Source organism: Clostridioides sp. ZZV14-6345, assembly GCF_020657775.1.
GTDB lineage: Bacteria > Bacillota > Clostridia > Peptostreptococcales > Peptostreptococcaceae > Clostridioides > Clostridioides difficile_D.
The window spans coordinates 25679-47890 of record NZ_JAGWCX010000029.1; the positions used below are offsets into that span (position 1 = coordinate 25679).

Annotated in this window: 17 protein-coding genes; all 17 read left to right on the top strand. The window is 31.2% G+C overall.

Annotated elements, in window-relative coordinates; translation table 11 throughout:
* Positions 1-94 precede the first annotated feature (94 nt).
* Positions 95-1135: a sigma 54-interacting transcriptional regulator gene (locus tag KGF39_RS09645; RefSeq protein ID WP_227822145.1), complete on the top strand. Its 1041-nt coding sequence runs from the start codon at positions 95-97 to the stop codon at positions 1133-1135.
* 356 nt (positions 1136-1491) lie between these two features.
* Positions 1492-2814, top strand: coding sequence for a uracil-xanthine permease family protein (locus tag KGF39_RS09650; RefSeq protein ID WP_413927085.1), 1323 nt, complete (start codon positions 1492-1494; stop codon positions 2812-2814).
* Between the two features lie 295 nt (positions 2815-3109).
* Positions 3110-4471 carry a solute carrier family 23 protein gene (locus KGF39_RS09655; RefSeq protein ID WP_227822147.1) on the top strand — a complete coding sequence of 454 codons (1362 nt, stop codon included), beginning with the start codon at positions 3110-3112 and terminating at the stop codon, positions 4469-4471.
* A gap of 72 nt (positions 4472-4543) precedes the next feature.
* Positions 4544-5938, top strand: a complete 1395-nt coding sequence (locus KGF39_RS09660) for an amidohydrolase (protein WP_227822148.1) — start codon at positions 4544-4546, stop codon at positions 5936-5938.
* A 61-nt stretch (positions 5939-5999) separates the two neighbouring features.
* Positions 6000-6470 (top strand): (2Fe-2S)-binding protein, encoded by a 471-nt coding sequence (locus KGF39_RS09665; protein WP_227822149.1) that lies wholly within the window; start codon positions 6000-6002, stop codon positions 6468-6470.
* 2 nt (positions 6471-6472) lie between these two features.
* The gene (locus tag KGF39_RS09670) at positions 6473-8689 is read left to right on the top strand and encodes a molybdopterin cofactor-binding domain-containing protein (protein ID WP_227822150.1); all 2217 of its coding nucleotides are present in this window, start codon (positions 6473-6475) and stop codon (positions 8687-8689) included.
* Between the two features lie 82 nt (positions 8690-8771).
* A complete protein-coding gene (locus KGF39_RS09675) occupies positions 8772-9443 on the top strand; it encodes a flavodoxin family protein (RefSeq protein WP_054274044.1) in 672 nt (223 codons plus the stop codon).
* A gap of 584 nt (positions 9444-10027) precedes the next feature.
* Positions 10028-11242, top strand: coding sequence for a diaminopropionate ammonia-lyase (gene dpaL, locus KGF39_RS09680; RefSeq protein WP_227822151.1), 1215 nt, complete (start codon positions 10028-10030; stop codon positions 11240-11242).
* Positions 11243-11367: 125 nt separating this feature from the next.
* On the top strand, positions 11368-12555 hold the full coding sequence (locus KGF39_RS09685) for a YgeY family selenium metabolism-linked hydrolase (RefSeq protein ID WP_227822152.1): 1188 nt from the start codon (positions 11368-11370) through the stop codon (positions 12553-12555).
* Between the two features lie 134 nt (positions 12556-12689).
* Complete coding sequence (gene hydA / locus KGF39_RS09690) at positions 12690-14060, top strand: dihydropyrimidinase (protein WP_227822153.1); 1371 nt, start codon at positions 12690-12692, stop codon at positions 14058-14060.
* 17 nt (positions 14061-14077) lie between these two features.
* On the top strand, positions 14078-15484 hold the full coding sequence (locus tag KGF39_RS09695; RefSeq protein ID WP_227822154.1) for an amidohydrolase: 1407 nt from the start codon (positions 14078-14080) through the stop codon (positions 15482-15484).
* Between the two features lie 72 nt (positions 15485-15556).
* A complete protein-coding gene (locus KGF39_RS09700) occupies positions 15557-16003 on the top strand; it encodes a (2Fe-2S)-binding protein (RefSeq protein ID WP_021384923.1) in 447 nt (148 codons plus the stop codon).
* A gap of 37 nt (positions 16004-16040) precedes the next feature.
* The gene (locus tag KGF39_RS09705; RefSeq protein WP_054274040.1) at positions 16041-16835 is read left to right on the top strand and encodes an FAD binding domain-containing protein; all 795 of its coding nucleotides are present in this window, start codon (positions 16041-16043) and stop codon (positions 16833-16835) included.
* Complete coding sequence (locus KGF39_RS09710) at positions 16825-19116, top strand: molybdopterin cofactor-binding domain-containing protein (RefSeq protein WP_227822155.1); 2292 nt, start codon at positions 16825-16827, stop codon at positions 19114-19116. The genes KGF39_RS09705 and KGF39_RS09710 overlap by 11 nt, the downstream gene beginning before the upstream one ends.
* Positions 19117-20430 (top strand): amidohydrolase family protein, encoded by a 1314-nt coding sequence (locus KGF39_RS09715; protein ID WP_227822156.1) that lies wholly within the window; start codon positions 19117-19119, stop codon positions 20428-20430.
* A 35-nt stretch (positions 20431-20465) separates the two neighbouring features.
* Positions 20466-21551 carry a dihydroorotate dehydrogenase gene (locus KGF39_RS09720; RefSeq protein ID WP_227822157.1) on the top strand — a complete coding sequence of 362 codons (1086 nt, stop codon included), beginning with the start codon at positions 20466-20468 and terminating at the stop codon, positions 21549-21551.
* Positions 21552-21793: 242 nt separating this feature from the next.
* Positions 21794-22212, top strand: a 419-nt coding sequence (locus KGF39_RS09725; protein ID WP_413927084.1) for a coiled-coil domain-containing protein, incomplete at its 3' end; no start/stop codon positions are given.

Genomic DNA, 22212 nt, shown 5'->3' on the forward strand with positions numbered 1-22212 from the left:
TATTAAATTATAACTAAACTTTTCTGTTATGATATAATTAAATAAATAATGTAAGTGATTATTATATAGAATACTTATTTGGAGTTGATATTTTATGGACAAACACAGTGATTCAGTAATGTATGGTGGAATGGAAGTATACAATATTTGGGGGACAACAACTGTAGACTCTATAATTGGAGAGTCTGATGTAATGCGTGTACTTAAAAATAGAATTTGCAAGATTGGAAATAGTGATTCTACTGTAGCTATAACTGGAGAAAGTGGCACTGGAAAAGAGTTAATAGCAAGAGCCATTCATCTTGCAGGAAACAGAGGGAATAAAACATTCGTTGCTATAAACTGTGCTGCTATACCAGAACCTCTACTGGAAAGTGAACTTTTTGGATATACAAAAGGAGCTTTTAGTGGAGCAGATTCAAAAGGTAAAATTGGTAAATTTGAATTGGCAAATGGAGGAGTTGTATTTTTAGATGAGATAGGAGATATGCCAATTCAATTACAATCAAAGCTATTGAGAGTATTACAGGAAAAGAAGTTTACAAGAATAGGTTCAAATGAACTAATTGATATAGATGTTAGAATCATATCAGCTACTAATAGAGATTTATTTGAGCTGGTTAAGGAAAATAAATTTAGAGAAGACTTATACTATAGATTAAATGTAATACCTTTAGAAGTACCTCCACTTAGAGAAAGAGGAGATGATATACAAATATTAATAAACAATTTTATAGATAAATATTCGAGAAAGATGAAGAAAAATGTATACCATATAGAACCAGATGTAGAGCATATGTTGCTTAAATATCCCTGGCCAGGGAATATTAGGGAGTTGGAAAACACTATAGAGTTGGCCTTAAATCTCCTTGAAGAAGATGGAATAATACATAAAGGTATAATAAACAAAAAAATAATTGAATATTTTAAGCTAAATAATATAAATATAAAACTGTTTGAGGAAAATGACTATGAAATAAGTATGGAACAAGACATACTTACACTTGAAGAATTTGAAAGAGCGTATATAAAGAAAGTGTTAAAGTTTTATGGAAGTGATACTAAGTCTAAAAAGCTAGCTGCTAAAAAACTTGGAATATCACTAGCTACATTGTACAGAAAAATAGATGTATAATAATTAGATTTTTTATTCTCAATTCTAAAATTTGAAATTATAAAATTGATAAAAAACACATGGAAAATTATTTTCCATGTGTTTTTTTTGTTATAGTATTTCTATTATCCAAAAATAAAAAAAATTTGAAAGAATTTAAAAAAATAAATGCTTTATCAAATTATCAAATACTAACAAATATAATAAAAATTATATATGTAAAACAATTATGTTAAAAATTTGGCATTATAATTGCTTCATATTAAATTGAGATGACAAAATAAAAAAAAGAAAGGATGTTGTATGAGATAATAATAACTGTCATTAAAAAATAGTTGGGAGTGATAACCTTGAGTAAATATCAAAAAAATGTTTCGATGTTTGATATTGATGGAAGGCCACCAATTTTAAAGTGTTTGCCACTATCAATGCAGCATATATTGGCAATGATAGTTGGGACTGTTACAGTACCTATAGTTGTAGGAGGAGCTGTGGGTGTTAGTCCTACACAAATAACACTATTAGTACAATATGCATTAATAATAGCTGGTATATCAACTCTTATACAACTATATCCAATAGGAAATATTGGTTCAAGATTGCCTATAATTTTTGGCGTTGGTTTTACTTATGTACCAACACTTGTAGCGGTTGGAGGAAATTATGGATTAGCAAGCATCTTAGGTGCACAATTAATAGGGGGAGTAGCTACAGTATTAATAGGAGTATTCATAAAAAAGATAAGAAAATTTTTTCCGAATATAGTTGCAGGAACAGTAGTTTTTACAATTGGATTATCTTTGTATCCTATAGCAATAAATTATATGGCAGGTGGCGTAAATAGCCCTACTTATGGCTCTATGCAAAATTGGGCAGTAGCAGCTATAACACTAGTGGTAGTTATAGGTCTTAGTCAATTTGCAAAAGGGTATGCAAAATTGGCAGCAATATTTTTGGGAATTATAGTTGGATATTGTGTATCTTTAGTTTTGGGTATAATAAATTTTGACCCTATTAGAGAGGCAGCTTGGTTTGCAGTACCTAAACCACTTGAATTTGGAATGAAATTTGATATGCCTGTAGTAATATCAGTAGTAATTGTAAGTATAATCAATGCTGTTCAAGCAATTGGGGATTTATCAGCTACTACAATAGGAGGTATGGATAGGAATATCACAGATAAAGAATTATCAAGTGGTGTAATAGGAAGTGGATTTTGTACTATGATAGGAGCTTTGTTTGGAGGTTTGCCACCATCATCATATAGCCAAAATGTAGGGATGGTAGCTATGAACAAAGTAATAAGTAGATTTGTGCTTGGAATAGCTGGTATATTTATGTTATTATCGGGGTTTGTACCTAAATTTGGTGCATTAATGACCACTATACCATATTCTGTTTTAGGGGGAGCGACAATATCTATATTTAGTATGATAACAATGACAGGAATAAAGTTAATTATTACAGAAGAGTTGTCATCAAGAAATATTACAATTGTTGGTTTGGCGATTGCTTTAGGCATGGGAATAACATCAGTCCCAGCAGCTCAAGAGGCATTTCCTTCATTTGTAAAATTAGTATTTGGAGAATCTCCAATAGTAATTGCGACATTAGTTGCATTCGTTTTAAATCTAATAATACCAAATAAAAGTCTAGAGGATGAAGCTAAAGAAAGAGCTGTTATGGAGGATACTAATTAAAATATAATAATTTGAAAGGTTTGTTTAAATTATTTATTATGAGATTGTTAGATTATTTTTGATAGCTATTCATTTTAATGAAAAATTTAACAAAAAATATATACCAGACAATTAATATTTATTCAAGTAGAAAATCGGGGAGGGCATATTTACAAATTTGTTAGTTTTTTATAAAAATAGCTCAGTTTAGCTGTGTTCATCGGTTGAGCAATAAATTCATGGTCATAAAAATATTTATAGAAAATAATTATAAAAATATTTAGTCAAGATATTTATGTATGGGAGGATTTATTTTATGAAAACACGTAATACTTCAAAATATGATGTCGATGGGATACCACCACTAAAGGAATCAATACCTTTAGCTTTACAACATCTATTAGCAATGATAGTAGGAAATATGGTACCTGCGATATTAATAGCAAACGTGGTAGGACTTAACCAGGGGCAAGCAACAATGTTGATTCAGGGTTCTATGTTAGCAGCAGGTTTAGCAACATTTTTACAATTATATCCAATACCTTTATTTAAAGGATTTAAATTAGGCTCAAGATTACCTGTAATGATGGGAATGAGTTATGTATTTTTAGGAGCATGTCTTTCAGTAGCAGCCAAAGATGGTTTAGCTGCTCTATTTGGAGCACAGATTGCTGCTGGGGTAATCGTATTCTTTGTAGGATTTGGAGTTAAGAAAATTAGACATATATTCACTCCAATAGTTTCTGGAACTATAATAGCATGTATGGGACTTGGATTATTTACAACAGCTATAAAGAATTTAGCAGGAGGAGAGGGTGCACAAACATTTGGAAGTCCAATAAACTTTATTGTAGGAGTTATAGTTGCTTTTGTAATAATAATGATAAATAAATATGGTAAAGGTCTAGTAAAAAATTCTTCAATATTGATAGGAATATTAGTAGGTTATGCTATATCTTTAGTTTTAGGATTAGTTGATTTCTCAGCAGTTCAAGGAGCAGCTATAGTATCTTTACCAACACCAGCAGCTTTTGGATTAGAATTTAGACCAGAGTTAATAGTAATGTTTACTATTATTTACATAATAGGTATAGCTGATATGATGGGTGCATGTACAATAGCTACAATAGGAGCAATGGATAGAGAGGTAACTGATGAAGAGTTATCATCAGTTGTTTTAGGAAATTCTATAACTTCTATAATTTCATCACTATTTGCGGCTCTTCCAACTGGAGTATTTAGCCAAAATACAGTAATTGTATCTATGAATAAAGTTACAAGTAGATTTGTAATAGCACTAGGTGCACTTGTATTATTACTAGCAGGTATATCTCCAGCATTGGGTGCAATAATGACAACTATACCATCTTGTGTTGTTGGTGGAGCAACTTTAGTAGTATTCTCATCAATAGCAATGTCTGGTTTCTCTATTATGAGTATGGATGGATTCACTGAAGAAAACAATCTTATAGCAGGTGTATCTATAGCAACAAGTATGGGTCTTACAACTGCTCCACAAGTTTTAGACCAATTTCCAGCAACAATTGGAACTGTCCTTGGAGGTTCAAGTATAGTTTCTGGAGCAATAATAGCTGTATTACTTCAAACATTATTTAAATTAAAGTCAAATAAAAAGACTGAAAACGTTACTTCAAACCTTGAGGAAAATATTGGATAAATGTATTAGATATGATATAAGAAAACCATATGATAAAATGTTGTAATGAAAGTATTAAAAGGGGGATTTAAGATGATTGATATACTGATAAAAAATGCAATAATTGTTACAGTTAATAAAGGCAGAGAAGTCATATTTGATGGAGCAATAGCTATTCAAGGTGACAGAATATTGGATATAGGAAATACAGTTGATATTGAGCCTAAGTATCTCGACGCTAAAAAAGTTATAGATGCTAATGGAAAAGTAATATTCCCTGGCTTTATAAATACTCATAATCACTTATTCCAGGTATTATTAAAAGGTCTAGGTGATGATATGGCACTTCATGAGTGGCTAAATACAATGATGTTTCCATCAGCAAAATTCTTAACAGAACAAGATACTTATGATGCTGCAATGCTTGGATGTATGGAGGGTTTAAAAAGTGGTATAACTACAATGGTTGATTATATGCATACTCACAATAGACCAAGACTTACAGATGGAATCGTAAAAGCATATAAAGATTTAGGTATAAGAGGTGTTGTAGGTAGAGGCTGTATAGATTTAGGTATTCATAAAGAACTTATAGAAGATGTGGAAACGGTTGAAAAAGATTTAAGAAGGGTATTTGAAAAATATCACAATTCAGAAAATGGAAGAATAAAAATCTGTGTAGCACCTTCTTCAATGTGGGCTATATCTGAAGAAATGGGTAAAATGCTTTGGAATATAGTTAAAGAATATGATTCATATTTTACAGTTCATATATCTGAAACAGAATTTGCAAGAACAGCAACAAAAGATATACATGGAGAAATAGATATAAAATTACTTGAAAAATGGGGCATAGTAGGTCCAGAAGTTGTAGCAGTACATTGTGTGTGTATAACTGATGAAGACATGGAAATGCTTAAAAAGTATGACATAAAAGTTTCTCATAATGTAGCAAGTAATATGTATCTTGCCTCTGGTGTTGCACCTGTTCCAGAAATGTTAAAAAAAGGTGTAAATGTAAGCTTAGGTCTTGATGGTGCAGCAAGTAACAATGCACAAGATATGATAGAGCTTATGAAACTAACAGCTTTACAACATAAAGTAAATAATTGTGACCCTCTTGCAATTTCTGCAGAGAAAGTTCTTGAAATGGCTACAATAGAGGGAGCAAGAACTCTTAGAATGGAAGATGAAATAGGTTCTTTGGAGATTGGAAAAAAAGCTGACTTGGTAATATTTAACTCAATGCTTTCTCCAAAATCAATACCTCTTCACAATCCTGTATCAACTTTGGTATATTCAGCTAGCATGCACAATGTAGAGAGTGTTCTAGTTGATGGAAACATAATACTTGAAAATGGAAAAGTAACTACAATTGAAAGTGAAGAACAAGTATTATTAAATGCACAACATGCAGCAGAAGAATTATGTAAGAGAGCTAATGTAACTAATAGAATGGAAGGACATAAGTGGAATAGCTTATACTAATATTAAAATAAGATTGTAATAATATTCTATTACAACATTAGTTTATCTGTAGGAGGAGAAAATGGAAAAAATAAAATTAAATATTAATGATTACATGTATGAAATAGAAGTTGAAAAGAATGAAACTCTTTTGCATGTACTTCGTGAAAAATTAAATCTAACTGGAGCGAAACAAGGTTGTAATAGTGGCAGTTGTGGAGCATGTAAAGTTTTGATAGATGGAGTTGACATGAAATCTTGTAAACTTCTTGCAAAAAACTGCGAAGGTAAAGTTATATACACTATAGAAAGTTTTGCTAATGGAGAAAATCTTCATCCAATACAAGAAGCTTTTATAGAAGTTGGAGCTGTACAATGTGGATATTGTACTCCTGGTATGATTATAACAACACAAGCTCTTTTAAATAGAAATGCATCTCCTAATGAAGATGAAATTAGAGAGGCTTTTAAAGAAAATCTCTGTAGATGTACAGGATATGTGAAAATTATAGAAGCTGTAAAATTATCTTCAGCTAGATTAGGGGGTAGATAATTATGGAAAAAGTAATAGGAAAATCATACCCTCTGAAGGATGCAGCTTTAAAAGTTACTGGTCAAATGAAATATGTAGCTGATATAAAACCACAAAATGTACTTTATGCTAAAATGCTTTTAAGCCCTGTAGCACATGCAAAAATAAAAAGTATAGATACAAGTGAAGCTGAGAAAGTAGTAGGAGTTAGAGCTATAGCTACTCATCTCAACACATCACAAAGAAAATACAATGGTTCTTTAAGATTTTATGAGCACAATATACCTGAAAATGAAGTTGTTTTTTCAGATACAGTTAGATTTGTTGGTGACCGTGTTGCAGCAGTTGCAGCAGAAACACCAGAAATAGCAGAAAAAGCTGTAAAACTTATAAAAGTGGAGTATGAAGAGTTACCAGCTGTATTTACTATACAGGATGCAATAAAAGAAGATGCTATATGCATACATGGAGATTCAAACATAGTTTCACAAAATAATATAAATGGAGGAGATGTAGAAAAAGGCTTCAAAGAATGTGATTATATATTTGAAGATGAATACTCTACTCCAGCAATACATCATAGTGCAATAGAGACTCATAGTGTAATTGCACACTATGATTATAATGATAAATTAACTGTACATACACCTTGTCAAAATACATTTGGATTTAGAATAATACTATCTCAAATTTTTGGGATGTCATTAAACAAAGTAAGAGTTATAAGACCTGCTATTGGAGGTTCATTTGGTGGAAAATTAGAACTTACAATTGAACCAGTAGCAGCAGCACTATCAAAAATGACTAGAAGACCAGTTAAAATGGTTCTTACAAGAAAAGAGTCTATGATATCAACAAGAACTCGTCATGGGTCTTTTGTAAAATTAAAAACTGGTGTAAATAAAGATGGAGAAGTAATAGCACAAGATATAAAAATATATACAAATACAGGTGCATATGCATCAAGTGCTTTAAATGTTATAGGTGCACTTAGCCATAAAGTATTTAAAGTTTATAAAATACCAAATATAAAGTTTACTGGAATGCCTGTATATACAAATACACCAATAGCAGGAGCTATGAGAGGTTATGGTTCACCTCAAATATTTATGGCTCAACAAGCTCAATTTGCGAAAATAGCTAAAGAAATAGGTATGGATTTAGTTGATTTCCAAAATAAAAATGCTGTAGAGCCAGATGATGTTGATATAATTTTCCATGGTTCTCTTGGAAATCCTAGAGTATTGGATTGTATAGAACAAGGTAAGAAAATGTTTAAGTGGGATGAAAAGAAAAAACTTCCTAAAGAAGAAGGAAAATATTTAAGAGGTATAGGTATGGCAATAGGTGCACATGGTAATGGAGTTTTCGGTGCACATAGAGATGTTGTTACATTGACTCTTAAATTAAATGAAGATGGTACATTGACACTACTTACAGGAGCACATGATATGGGTAATGGTGTTGTAACTATGCAAACAATGATGGTAGCTGAAGTTTTAGGAATAACACCTGATAAAGTTGATACATTTGAAACTGATACTGATGCATGTACATTTAATCTTGGAGATTATGCAAGTAGAGGTGTATTTGTAGAAGGTGGAGGAGCTAAAAAGACAGCAGAAAAATTAAAAACATTAATATTAGAAGAAGCAGAAAAATTGCTTGAAACATCAAAAGAAGAGTTGTATCTGGACAATGGATATGTAATTAGTAAACTTGATGAAAATATAAAAGCATCACTTTCTGATGTTGCAGTATATAGTCAAAGTAAGTCATTAAGAGAGTTAACTGTTGTTGAAGACTATTCTTCACCAGCTGGACTTACTTCTTATGGTGTACATTTTGCTGAAGTTTTAGTAGATAAAGAAACTAAGGATATAAAAGTAGTTGATTTTGTAGCTGTACATGATGTTGGTAGAGTTATAAATCCTCTAAATTTAGAGGGTCAATTAGAAGGTGGAATTCATATGGGTCTAGGATACGCATTGAGTGAAGAGTTGGCATTTGATGAGCAAGGTAGACCTAAGGCTACTGATTTTAAAACATATAAATTATTTAGAACTGTAGATATGCCAAAGTGTCAAGTTGCATTTGTAGATAGTTATGAAAAAGCTGGACCTTTTGGTGGTAAGAGTATTGGGGAGTGTGCTGTTGTACCAGTTGCACCAGCTGTTGTAAATGCAGTATATAATGCAACTAATGTAGAAATACATTCATTACCAATAAAATTAAAATAATAGAAGTTAGAGTATAAATAACAATTTATTGTATTTGTAAATGAATAATAAAAATAGATTTATTTGATGAGGAGACATTGTTATGGCAAAGATATTAGGTATTTGTGGAAGTCCACGTAAAGGAGCAACAGAATATGCAATATTAGAAGCTTTGAAAGAAGCAGAAACTATACCTGGTATAGAAACTGAGTATTGGTCAGTTAGAGGGAAAAAAATAAGCCCTTGTGTTCATTGTGATGCATGTATAAGAAAAGAAACTATGTGTATCATAAAAGATGACATACAAGAATTAGAACAAAAAATATTGGAAGCAGATGGAATTATAGTGGGTTCTCCAGTTTATGATATGAATATAACTGCTCAACTTACAGCAGTATTTAATAGACTTCGCCCAATGTATTTAGTTCATCCAGGAAAACTTCAAAATAAGATTGGGGCAGCTATAACTACTGGTGGAACTAGATATGGTGGTCAAGAATTGACAAAACTTCCTATAATAAATTTCTTCCTAATGCATGAAATGTTAGTATCTGGAGGTTTAGGAGGATGCTATATAGGTGGTACAATATGGAGTAAAGATGGAAAAGCAAAAGGTGCTCAAGAGGACGAAACAGGTATGGACACTGTAAGAAGACTTGGAAAAGGTGCTGCAGAAGCTGTTATGGTTTCTAAGTTTGGTCTTGAAAAATGGAATGTTGTAAAAGAAGAATTGAATGTTAAAAAAGATGAAAAATCACCTCTTAGAGACCATTAAAAAGAGTTCACCAATCTCTTTGGACATTTGACATTTATACAGGCTAGTTTTGGACTATAGAGATACTTCACTAGAGTGCTAAAATGAATTGGCCTAATATGTAATAATCCAAAGAGAGAGTAAGAATATTAAAAAAGTAATTTTTTTCATTATTATTATATTGTGCTCGTTTATGCTAAGGGCATGTAATGATAAAACGTCACAAGAATTAAATAGTAACTCGGATTTTTACTATTCACTCAATAAAAAATAATGATGTAATAAAATATTACATCATTATTTTATGTCTTTTATTAAACTTTTTATAGGTTTATATGTCAAAAAATACATAAGGAATAGCTTTTAAGTATTAATTTTTAAATTTTAAAAATGAGAATTAAAAAGTGAGAAGATAAAAAGGTTTTTTTATTATCAAATTCTATATACATTAGATAATCCAATAGATAAAGGTAAAAAAAGTTGAAAGTATTGCAAATTCTATGCTGAATAGCTATAGAAAAATATTCGATATATGTTAAGTGTTGGCATGTTAATTGCTAATATATAAAGTATAAAAATTTAACAATAATTTGGAGGTATTTTAGATGCTAAAAGAAATTAAATGGAAAGTAAACAATCTACCAAAGGGCGATAAGGAAAATTGTATCAAATTTTTAAATGAAGAAGAAATAACTAAGGTTAGAAACTTCCATAAAAGCTTTCCTCAGTATAAAGAAACTCCATTAGCAAACCTAGAAGGTTTAGCAAAAAAATTAGGTGTTGCAGGAGTATATGTAAAGGATGAATCTTACAGATTTGGATTAAATGCATTTAAAGTTTTGGGTGGTTCTTACTCTATGGGTAAATACTTAGCTCAAAGATTAGATACAGATATATCAGAGTTAGGATATGAAAAATTAATTTCAAAAGAAATAAAAGAACAATTAGGAGAAATCACTTTCTTTACAGCTACAGATGGAAATCATGGTAGAGGAGTTGCTTGGACAGCTAATAAATTAGGTCAAAAATCTGTCGTATTAATGCCAAAAGGTTCTTCTGAATTTAGATTAAATAAAATCAAAGGAGAAGGTGCAGATGCTAGTATAACAGACCTAAATTATGATGATGCAGTAAGGTTAGCTAATGAATATGCAGAAGCTGATGACCATGGTGTAATGGTTCAAGATACAGCATGGGACGGATATGAAGAAATACCAGCATGGATAATGCAAGGATATGGAACTATGGCTCAAGAAGCTATAGAACAATTAAAAGAATATGGAGTAGACAGACCAACGCATGTATTTGTGCAAGCTGGAGTTGGTTCACTTGCTGGTGCAGTTCAAGGATATGTTGCTTCAATATATGATGAATGTCCAATAACAGTAGTAGTAGAGGCTGATGAAGCAGATTGTTACTATAAATCAGCAGAAGCAGGAGATGGAAAACCAAGATTTGTAGGTGGAGATATGCCAACTATAATGGCAGGGCTTGCTTGTGGGGAACCAAATACTATAGGATTTGAGGTATTAAAAAACCATGCAGCAGCATTCGTTTCAGCACCAGACTGGGTTTCTGCTAAAGGTATGAGAACATTGGGAAATCCTTTAAATGGTGACGAAAAAGTAATCTCTGGAGAGTCTGGAGCAGTTACAACTGGTCTTTTAGTAGCAGCTATGGAAAGAGAAGATTTAGCAGATTTAAGAAAAGATTTGAAATTAGATGAAAACTCAAGAATACTTTTAATAAGTACAGAAGGAGATACTGACCCTGATAAATATAGAAGTATAGTTTGGGATGGTGAGTATCCAAGTATATAAGTAATGATTAAAATATCATTATTAAATACTGATTTACATATTTAGAAGATATATAAATTCTAAAATTTAGAAAATATATAACATATAAAATACGTACATTATAAAAAATCTAGGGGGATAATGAAATGTTAAACGAACAAAGAAAACAAGAAGTAACTGAAATATGCCAAAAATTAATTCAAAATCCTAGTTCTTCTGGAAATGAAGAAGGTGTTGTAAAAGCAATAGAGGAGTCTTTTGAAAAATTAGGTTTTGATAGTTGGTCAAGAGATAGATATGGAAATATAGTAGGATGTATAAAAGGAAACAAACCAGGTAAAAAAATATTATTTGATGGACATATAGACACAGTTCCAGTTCCAGATGCAAGTAAGTGGAGTGTTCCTCCTTTTGAAGGAAGAATAGTAGATGGAAAAATATATGGTAGAGGAACTTCTGATATGAAGGGGCAGTATACAGCAATGATGGCAGCAGTTGCATACTTTGCAAAAGATACTAACAAAGACTTTGAAGGTGAATTGTATGTAGCAGGAGTTGTTCATGAAGAAATATTTGAAGGAGTTTCAGCTAGAGAAATAAGTAAGGCTGTTAAGCCTGATTATGTTGTAATAGGTGAATCTTCAGAATTAAACTTAAAGATTGGTCAAAGAGGTAGAGGGGAAATAGTAGTAGAAACTTTTGGTAAACCAGCTCACTCTGCTAATCCAGAAAAAGGTGTAAATGCAGTTTATAAAATGGCTAATGTAATCCAAAAGATACAACAATTAGTACCTCCAACTCACCCAGTTTTAGGTGATGGAATACTAGTTTTAACAGATATAAAATCTTCTCCATATCCAGGAGCTTCAGTAGTGCCAGATTACTGTAAAGCAACTTTTGACAGAAGATTATTAGTTGGAGAAACAAGAGAAGGAGTATTAGCTCCAATACAAGCATTATTAGATGAAATGATGAAAGAAGACCCAGAATTAACTGCAAAAGTTTCTTATGCAGTTGAAAAAGCTGATTGCTATACAGGAAATACTATAGAGAGTGAAAGATTCTTCCCAGGATGGTTATATGATGAAGATGATGAATTTGTTCAAGCAGCATATAAAGGATTAAAAGAGGCTGGAATAGATTCAGAAATAACTCAATACTCATTCTGTACAAATGGAAGCCATTATGCAGGTGAGGCTGGAATAAAAACTATAGGATTTGGTCCTTCTAAAGAAAATCTTGCTCACACAATAGATGAGTATATAGAGCAAGAACAATTATTTATAGGAACAGAAGGTTACTATGGAATATTAAAATCTGTATATGGAAAATAATATTTAGTTCACAATAAATTATTTAAATATAGTCTAGAGGTGCTGAATATAGCACCTTTAGAAAATACAATTATATTTAAATAAGATTATAATATTTAGAAAATACTTTAAAGCTTAAAAGTTAGGAGGTATATATGGGAACAATACTAAGAGGTGGAACTATAATTACCTCTGATAAGACTTATGTAAGTGATTTAAGGATAGAAGATGAAAAGATAGTTGAAATAGGAAATGATTTAGAAATAAATGATGATAAGGTTATTGATGCTACAGGAAAAATTATAATTCCTGGTGGAATAGATACTCATACTCATTTTGATATGAATGCAGGTTCTATTGTAACTGCTGATAATTTTGAAACAGGGACAAGAGCAGCTATAGCTGGAGGAACTACTACCATATTAGATTTTGCAGAAGCCAGTAGAGGTGAAAATCTACTGCAAGGTGTGGAAACATATCATGAAAAAGCAAGTGGAAATTGTTATTGTGATTATGGATTTCATATGACAATTACATGCTTAGATAAAGATACATTTAATCATATGGAAAAGCTTATTTCAGATGGAATTGTATCATTTAAGATGTATATGGCATACGATGGCATGAAAGTAGATGATGGAACAATATACAAGCTTTTAAAAAAAGCTAAAGATTTAGGGTGTATAGTTGGATTTCATTGTGAAAATGGAGATTTACTAGATGTATTGATAGAAGAAAATATACAAAATGGTAATTTAAATCCAAAATATCATCCACTTACAAGACCTAATATAGTTGAGAAAGAGTCTGTTTCAAGACTTGCTGATATAACTAAATTATCAAATTCAAAATCCTATGTAGTCCATCTAAGTTGTAAAGAGTCTCTTGAAACTGTAAAAATAGCTAGAGAAAAAAATATAGATATGATAGTAGAAACATGTCCACAGTATCTATTACTAGAAGACAATTTATATGATAAGGATGGATTTGAGGGTGCTAAATATGTAATGTCTCCTCCTTTAAGAAAAAAAGAAGATATAAATTATCTTTGGGAAGGATTGGCTAATGGAGATATTCAAACAGTTGGCACAGACCATTGTTCATTTAATTTTAAGGGGCAAAAAGACTTGGGAATTGATGACTTTAGTAAGATACCAAATGGAGCACCTGGTGTTGAACATAGACTACCTCTTTTATATACATATGGAGTCTTAGAAAATAGAATAAGTGTAAATAAATTTGTAGAAGTTACTTCCACAAATGCTGCTAAAATATTTGGGATGTATCCTAAAAAAGGTGAGATAGCTGTCGGAAGTGATGCAGATATAGTCATTTTAAATACTAATAAAGAAGAAACAATTAGTTATAAAACTCAAAAACAAAATGTAGATTATACTCCATATGAGGGGTTCAAAATTAAATGTAAAGTTGAAGATGTATTTTTGAGAGGAAACCATGTAGTACAAAGTTGTAATGTTAAAGAACAGCCAGCAGGACAATATATTAAAAGAAAAATTACTAAATAATGCGGGGGGAAATAAGAATGATAGATATACTTATTAAGAATGCCATAATAGTAACTGTGAATAAAGATAGAGAAGTTATTTTTGATGGGGCATTAGTAGTAAAAGATAACAAGATTGCAGATATTGGGAACTCCAAAGAAATAGAAAGTAAATATACAGATGTTAAAAAGGTAATAGATGCTAAAGGCAAAGTCCTATTCCCAGGCTTTATAAATACACATAATCATTTATTCCAAACTTTATTAAAAGGGCTAGGAGATGATATGGTACTTAAAGATTGGCTAGAAACTATGACGTTTCCAGCAGCTAACTATTTAGAACCAAAAGATACTTATGATGCTGCAATGCTTGGATGTATTGAAGGTCTTAGAAGTGGTATAACAACAATGGTTGACTATATGTATCCTCACAGTAAGCCAGGTCTTTGTGATGGAATAATAGATGCTTATAAAGAATTAGGAATAAGAGGAATACTTGGAAGAGGATGTATGAATACAGGAGCTCAATTTGGAGTTCATCCTGGAATAATGCAAGATGTAGAAACGGTTGAAAAAGATGTAAGAAGATTATTTGAAAAACACCATAATACAGCAAATGGAAGAATCAAAATAGGAGTAGCTCCAGCAGCAATATGGTCAAATTCTCAAGAAATGCTTGAGATGCTATGGAGAGTAGTAAAAGAATATGATGATGCTTTATTTACAGTACATATATCAGAAACTCCTTTTGATAGAGAAGCAGCAAAAGAATTGCATGGGCAATATGACATAGATGTTTTAGAAAAATTAGGAATACTAGGGCCAAATGTGCTTATGGTACATTGTGTGTATTTAACTGAAAAGGATATGGAATTTACTAAAAAATATGACATGAAAGTATCTCATAATACAGCAAGTAATATGTACTTATCTTCAGGTGTTGCACCAGTACCAGAAATGCTTAAAAAAGGAATAACAGTTAGTTTGGGAGTAGATGGAGCTGCTAGTAATAACTCTCAAGATATGCTTGAGCTTATGAAATTAACAGCACTTCAACATAAAGTTAATAAGTGTGACCCATTAGCAATGTCAGCAGAAAAAGTTCTTGAGTTAGCAACTATAGATGGAGCAAGAGCTATTGGAATGGAAGATGAGATAGGTTCATTAGAGATAGGTAAAAAAGCAGATTTACTAATATTCAACCCAATGCTTTCACCAAAAGCAATACCTATGCATAATCCAGTATCTACATTAGTATATTCTTCTAGTATGAAAAATATAGAGAGTGTTATAGTAGATGGAAATATAATAATGGAAAATTCAAAAATCTTAACAGCTGATGAAGAGAAAGCATTAAAAGATGCTCAAGATACAGCTGAGAGACTTTGTGTAAGAGGAACTATAAAGAATAGAATGGAAGGTCATAAATGGAATAGTCTTTATTAATAAATGTGACTTATTCCTGAATAAGTATAATAAAAACTTTAGCTTAAAAATATGAGTTTTGAGGTGATTTATTTGATTATCAAATGTACCATAAATAACAAAGAAAAAGAATTAAGTATAAGACCAGATGAATTTTTAGCAGATACACTAAGAGAAAATGGATATGTAAGTGTTAAAAAAGGATGTGATACTGGCTCATGTGGCTTATGTACAGTAATGGTAAATGACAAGGCAGTGCTTTCTTGTAATTATCTTACTGCTAGAGTAGATGGTCAACACATCACAACACTTGAAGGTGTCTTGGATGAAGCAAAGAAATTTGGGGATTTTCTTGCAGATGAAGGAGCTGACCAATGTGGATTTTGTGCTCCTGGATTTATAATGATGGTCTTGGCTATGAAAAGAGAGCTTCAAAATCCAACAGAAGAAGAAGTTATAGATTATGTAAATGGTAACCTTTGTAGATGTACTGGATATAAAGGGCAATTAAGAGCAATACATAAATATTTGAACACTTAAGTTTTAAGTGAAAATTAAATTGATATGGGGAGAGAATATGATAACTATAAAGGAATATGTAGTTCCAAAAAGTTTAGATGAAGCTTATGAACTGCTAATATCAAGAAAAAACAACATAATACTTGGAGGCTGTGGATTTTTAAAACTAGGTAGTAAAAATATTGGTTCAGCAATAGATTTAAAAGACTTAGCTTTGGACTATATAAATGAAACTGATGATAGCATATTAATTGGAGCAGATACAAGTTTAAGAACTTTAGAATTAAATAAGGTTATTAAAAATTACTGTAATGGAGTAATTTCAAACGCTGTTTCTAATATAGTAGGAGTTCAATTTAGAAGTGGAGCTAGAGTAGGAGCTAGTGTATTTGCTAAGTATGGATTTTCAGATTTAATACCTTCATTACTAGTAGTAGATGCAAAGGTTAAGTTATATAAAAAAGGGGTTATGAACTTAGCTGATTTTTTAGAAAGTGAGCTTGAAAAAGATATATTAATAGAAGTTATATTACCTAAAAAGGATGCTATAGCTGTATTTGATTCTATAAGAAAATGTACAGGTGACTTTTCAGTATTAAATGGAGCAATGTTAAAAGAAGGAAGTACTTATAAAATTGCAATAGGGGCTAGACCAAGAAGAGCAAAAATTGCATATAAAGCAAGTGAAATACTAAGCTTAGAAAATGATATAGAAAAAGCTGGAGAAGTATCAAGTGAAGAACTTTCATTTGGAAGTAATATAAGAGGAAGCAAAGAATATAGAAAAGACATGGCAAAAGCTTTAGTAGTGAGAATGTATAATAGTATTGGAGGTGAGTGTGATGGTAAATAAAGAGGTAAGAAAAATAGATAGCGAAGCCATTGTTACTGGCAAACCAATATATACAGAAGATTTAATTTTTCATAAAGATGTTTTAACTATTAAGCTTCTTAGAAGTCCACATGCTTTTGCGAAGATAAAAAACATCGATATAAAAAATGCATTAAAAGTAAAAGGTGTAGTAGATATATTCACTTACAAGGATGTGCCAAATTATAGATATTCAATGGTTGGAGAGTCATATCCAGAAGCATCACCTCATGACCAGTTAATACTTGAAGATATAGTTAGATATGTAGGAGATGAAGTTGCTATAATAGCTGCTGAAGATGAAAGGGCTGCTATTAAAGCTATGAAACTTATAAAAGTTGAATATGAAGTAATGACTCCAATATTGGATGCAAGGGAATCGGAAGGAAATAAAATTTTAATACATGAAGAGGAAGATTTATTTTGTCCATTTGATTTTGGATTGGATGCTACAAAAAATATAGTATCGAGAGAGAAAATGGGCAAAGGAGATGTAGAAAAAGAGTTTAAAGAGAGTGATGTAATAATAGAACAATCTTATATGACTCAATCACAAGCACATTGTATGATGGAGACTCATAGAGCTTATACGTATATAGATACAAATGGTAGATTAGTAGTAACTTCTGCAAATCAATCAGCTTATCATATGAGAAGACAGGTTTCTAGAGCATTGGGAATACCTCTTTCAAAAGTAAGAGTAATAAAACCAAGAATAGGTGGAGGCTTTGGTGGAAAAAACATAGCTGTAACAGAGATATATGCATCATTTGTAACTTGGATGACGAAAAGACCAGCAAAACTTATCTATACTAGGGAAGAAACTTTTGCAATGACTAACACTAGACATCAGATGTTTTTTGACATAAAGATTGGGTCAGATAAAGAAGGAAATATAAAAGCTATAGATATGAAAGCATTAAATAACACAGGTGCTTATGGTGACAATGGACCTTCAGTTTGTTCTGAATCAGGACATAATGTACTTCCAACATATAATAATGTACCCGCAATAAAATTTGATGGAAGAACCGTATATACTAATTTAGTTCCAGGGGGAGCGTTAAGAGGATACGGAGCAACTCAAGGTACATTTGCACTTGATTGTGCAATTGACGAATTAGCACATAAACTTAATATGGACCCAACAGAAATAAAGTTGAAAAATATTATAAAAAAGAAAACTGAAGGCGGAATAATGCATTTTCCAATAAGAAGTTGTGCACTTGATGAATGTATAATTAGAGGTAAAAAGCTTATTGGATGGGATGAAAAATATCCTGTTAGAGAGATTGGAAATAATAAGGTAAGAGCTGTTGGAATGTCTGTGGGAACTCATGGTTCTGGTATAGCTAACATAGATATGGCAATAGTAAATATGAGAATGGATGAAGATGGAACTTATAAGTTGTTTTCTGGGTCTTCAGACTTAGGAACTGGTTCTGACACAATACTTGCACAAATAGCTGCAAAAGCATTGAATACATCTATTGACAGAATTTCTGTTTATACAGGAGATACAGATATGTGTCCATACGATACTGGTGCATATGCTTCTTGTACTACTTATGTAACTGGAAATGCTACAATCAAATCTGCTGAAAGTTTAAAACAAAAGATATTAAAAGTAGCACAGAAAAAGTTAGATTTACCAATAGATGATTTAATATTATATGAAGATAGGGTTTGCTATAGTGAAGATGTAGATAAGTTTGTTTTATTAAGTGAACTAGGAAGAGAATCTGTTGGTGGAGGAAATCAAGAGGTTCTATATTCATCTGAATCTTATGGCATACAAGAGAGTGCTAAGCCATTCTTAGCAGGATTTGCTGAGATTGAATTAGACAAAACAACAGGAGAGTTTAAAGTAATAAATTATGCTTGTTCTACTGATTGTGGTACAGTTATGAATCCTGCACTTGCTAGAATACAAGTTGAAGGCGGAGTAACTCAAGGTATAGGGCTTGCAATGTATGAAGACCCTAGACATGGTTCTGATGGAAAACTTCAGACTTCTAATTTATTACAATACAAAGTTCCAACAAAAAAAGATATAGGAAATATATTAGTTGACTTTGTAGATAATTATGAACCGACAGGCCCATATGGAGCTAAATCTTTAGGAGAAATAGTTATTCATACACCTGCACCAGCAATAGCGAATGCAATATATAATGCCACAGGGGTTCGTATAAGAGAACTTCCTATAACTTCTGAGAAAGTTTACATGGCTATGAAAGAATTAAATCAGGGAGGTAAATAAATGATTGCTATAAAAAGTAAATACTTAATATCTTCGGCTGATGAAATATATACAAATTATGCTGTTGTAGTAGAAAATGACATTATAAAAGATATGTTGCCAAATGAAGAAGTTGAAATAAAGTATAAAAATATTGAGGAAATAATAGATAAATCAGATGCTATAGTAATGCCAGGATTTATCAATGGTCATATGCATCAATATGGAGTTCTTTCTAGAGGAATACCAGCAAATGTACATTTTACTGATTTTGAAGGTTTCTTAAATGATTATTGGTGGCCATTTATAGAAAATAGAATAGGATTAAAAGAAGTAAAGGCCACAACTAAAGCATCAGCAATAGAACTTATAGAATCTGGTGTAGTAGCATTTTGTGATACTCTAGAAGCTCCAAACACAGAAGAAGGAACTTTAATTGAGCAAGGTAAAATACTAGAAGAAATAGGTATGAAAGCGATTTTATCTCTAGAAAGTTGCGAGAGAATAAGTTATGAAAATGGAATTAGGTGTCTAGATGAAAATGCTAATTTAATAAAGTGGAGTAGAGAAAATAGCAAGTTAATAAATGGAATAATGTGTACTCATACAAGTTTCACATGTTCAGATAAATTTATTAAAAAAGCTAAAGAAGATGCAAAAAAATTAGATGCACCAATGCAATTCCATTTATGTGAAAGTATATATGAACCAAATTATGCTGAAAAACATTTTGGTAAAAAAGCAGTTGATTATTATAATGATTTAGAAATATTAGATGAAACTGTATTGGCATCTCAGTGTGTAAAAATAAATGATGAAGAAATAGAAGTATTAAAAGAAAAGGGTGTAAAAGTGGTTCATATGCCTCTTAGCAACTGTGAAGTAGGTGGAGGTTTTTCTCCAGTACCAAAAATGATTAAAAAAGGAATAAAAGTAGCACTTGGTACAGACGGATATATAAATGATTTCTTTGAAGTTATGAGAGGTGCATTTTTAATGCATAAATCAGTTGAAGAAGATGCATCTGTAATGCCAGCAAATTTAATATTTAAGATGGCAACAGAGCATGGTGCTCATGTATTAGGGCTTCAAAAATCTGGTAAAATAGTAGTTGGTAATAAGGCTGATATAATAGTTATGGAAGATGAATTTAAAACTCCTGTTACTCTTGATAATATATTTGACCAGATAGTAGTTCAAGGTAAAAAAGAGTTTATATCAAATGTATATATAGATGGTAGACATATTTTAAAAGAAAAACAGTTAGTTGATTTAGATAAAAAATCTATTGTTAAAGAAATGAAAGAAGTTGCTTGTGAATTTTGGAAATTTTAATGAATGTAAATATATATGAAAAGGGGAAGCAGATAATGTATAATTTTTTAGGTAAAGAATTAAAATCACCACTTATAATAGGTTCAGGCCCATTAACATATAGTGCAGCTGGATGTAAGATATTAAGTGATGCAGGAGCAGGGGCAGTTGTTACTAAGACTATAAGAAAAGAAAGAGCTATAAATCCAGCACCACATATGGTCAGAAATACAGCTAATGCTCTTTTAAATAATGAGAAATGGACAGATTTTGAGCCAGAGCAATGGATAGATTTTGAAATACCACAAATGAAAAAAGATGGAACTGTCTGTATAGCTTCAGTAGGTCATACAATCGAAGAAAGCAGTGAATTAGTAGAGAAAGTTGCAAATGCAGGAGCTGACTTTATTGAATTAGTATCTTATGACTATAGAGATTTGATACCAATGCTTAAAGATGCAAAAGAAAGAGTAAATATACCAGTAATAGTCAAGCTTCCTCCTATGATAGATGAAATAGGAGATTTTGCTAAAAAATTAGAAGAAGCAGGAGCGGATGCAATAACTGCTTGTGATTCTGTAGGACCAGCATTTAGAATAGATATAGAAACTGGGCAACCTTTATTAGGTGGAAATGGAATAGGGTATTTAAGTGGTGAGACTATCAAGTCAATAACTTTACAAAGAATATATGAAATAAAAAAACAAGTTAATATACCAATAATTGGGTTAGGTGGATGTGTAAGTGGAGATGATGCCTTAGAAATGATTATGGCAGGCGCTGACTTTGTTGGTATATGTTCAGTAGTAATCTTAAAAGGTGCTCAAGTAATATCTAAAATACATGATGATTTAAAATCTAATCTTAATAGATTAGGATATAATACTATAGAAAATGCTTGTGGTATAGTACATAATCATATGGGAGATGTAAATGAAAGACTTAGTTTTGAATTTACTTATGATGAAGAAAAATGTACTAAATGTAAGATGTGTGAGAGAGTCTGTGCATATCAAGCGAGAAAATTGAACGATAAGATGGAATTAAATGAAGAAGAGTGTAGATATTGTGGTCTTTGTATATCAGTTTGTAAACCAAAAGCACTTGGAAGAAAAATTTCATGTTCAGAATTAAATGTATAGGATATTTTATAAAAACTAATTTAAAAAAATAAGAATTTATATAGAAATGAAGGGTACTATTATTATAATGGTATCCTTTATTTAGTTGTCATTATATTTATCTCCTAATTAATTATTTTTTGAAGTAATTCAGTATGTAATTTTTGTCAATTAAATTTTGAATAACTATTTTCTATATATATGTTAACATTGTATAGCATTTATATAAAATGTTATAATAATTAGTAGGGATGGTGATGTAAGTGGAAGATAAGATTTTAGAATTATTACATATTATAAATAAAGATGTAGGTAGTATGAAAAGTGATATGTCTGAAGTAAAGCAAGATATGAGTTTGATGAAAGAAGATATATCTGAAGTGAAAAAAGAAATAAACTTACTAAAGGAAGACATGTCTGAAATGAAAGAAGAGATAATTGTGCTAAAGGAAGATATGTCTGAAGTAAAACAAGAAGTAAATGAAATGAAGGAAGATATGTCTGAAATGAAAGAAGAGATGAATGTAGTTAAGAAAGATATGTCTGAAGTAAAACAAGAAATAAATGCAATGAAGGAAGATATGTCTGAAATGAAAGAAGAGATAAATGCAGTTAAGGAAAACATGTCTGAAGTAAAACAAGAAATAAATGCAATGAAGGAAGATATGTCTGAAATGAAAGA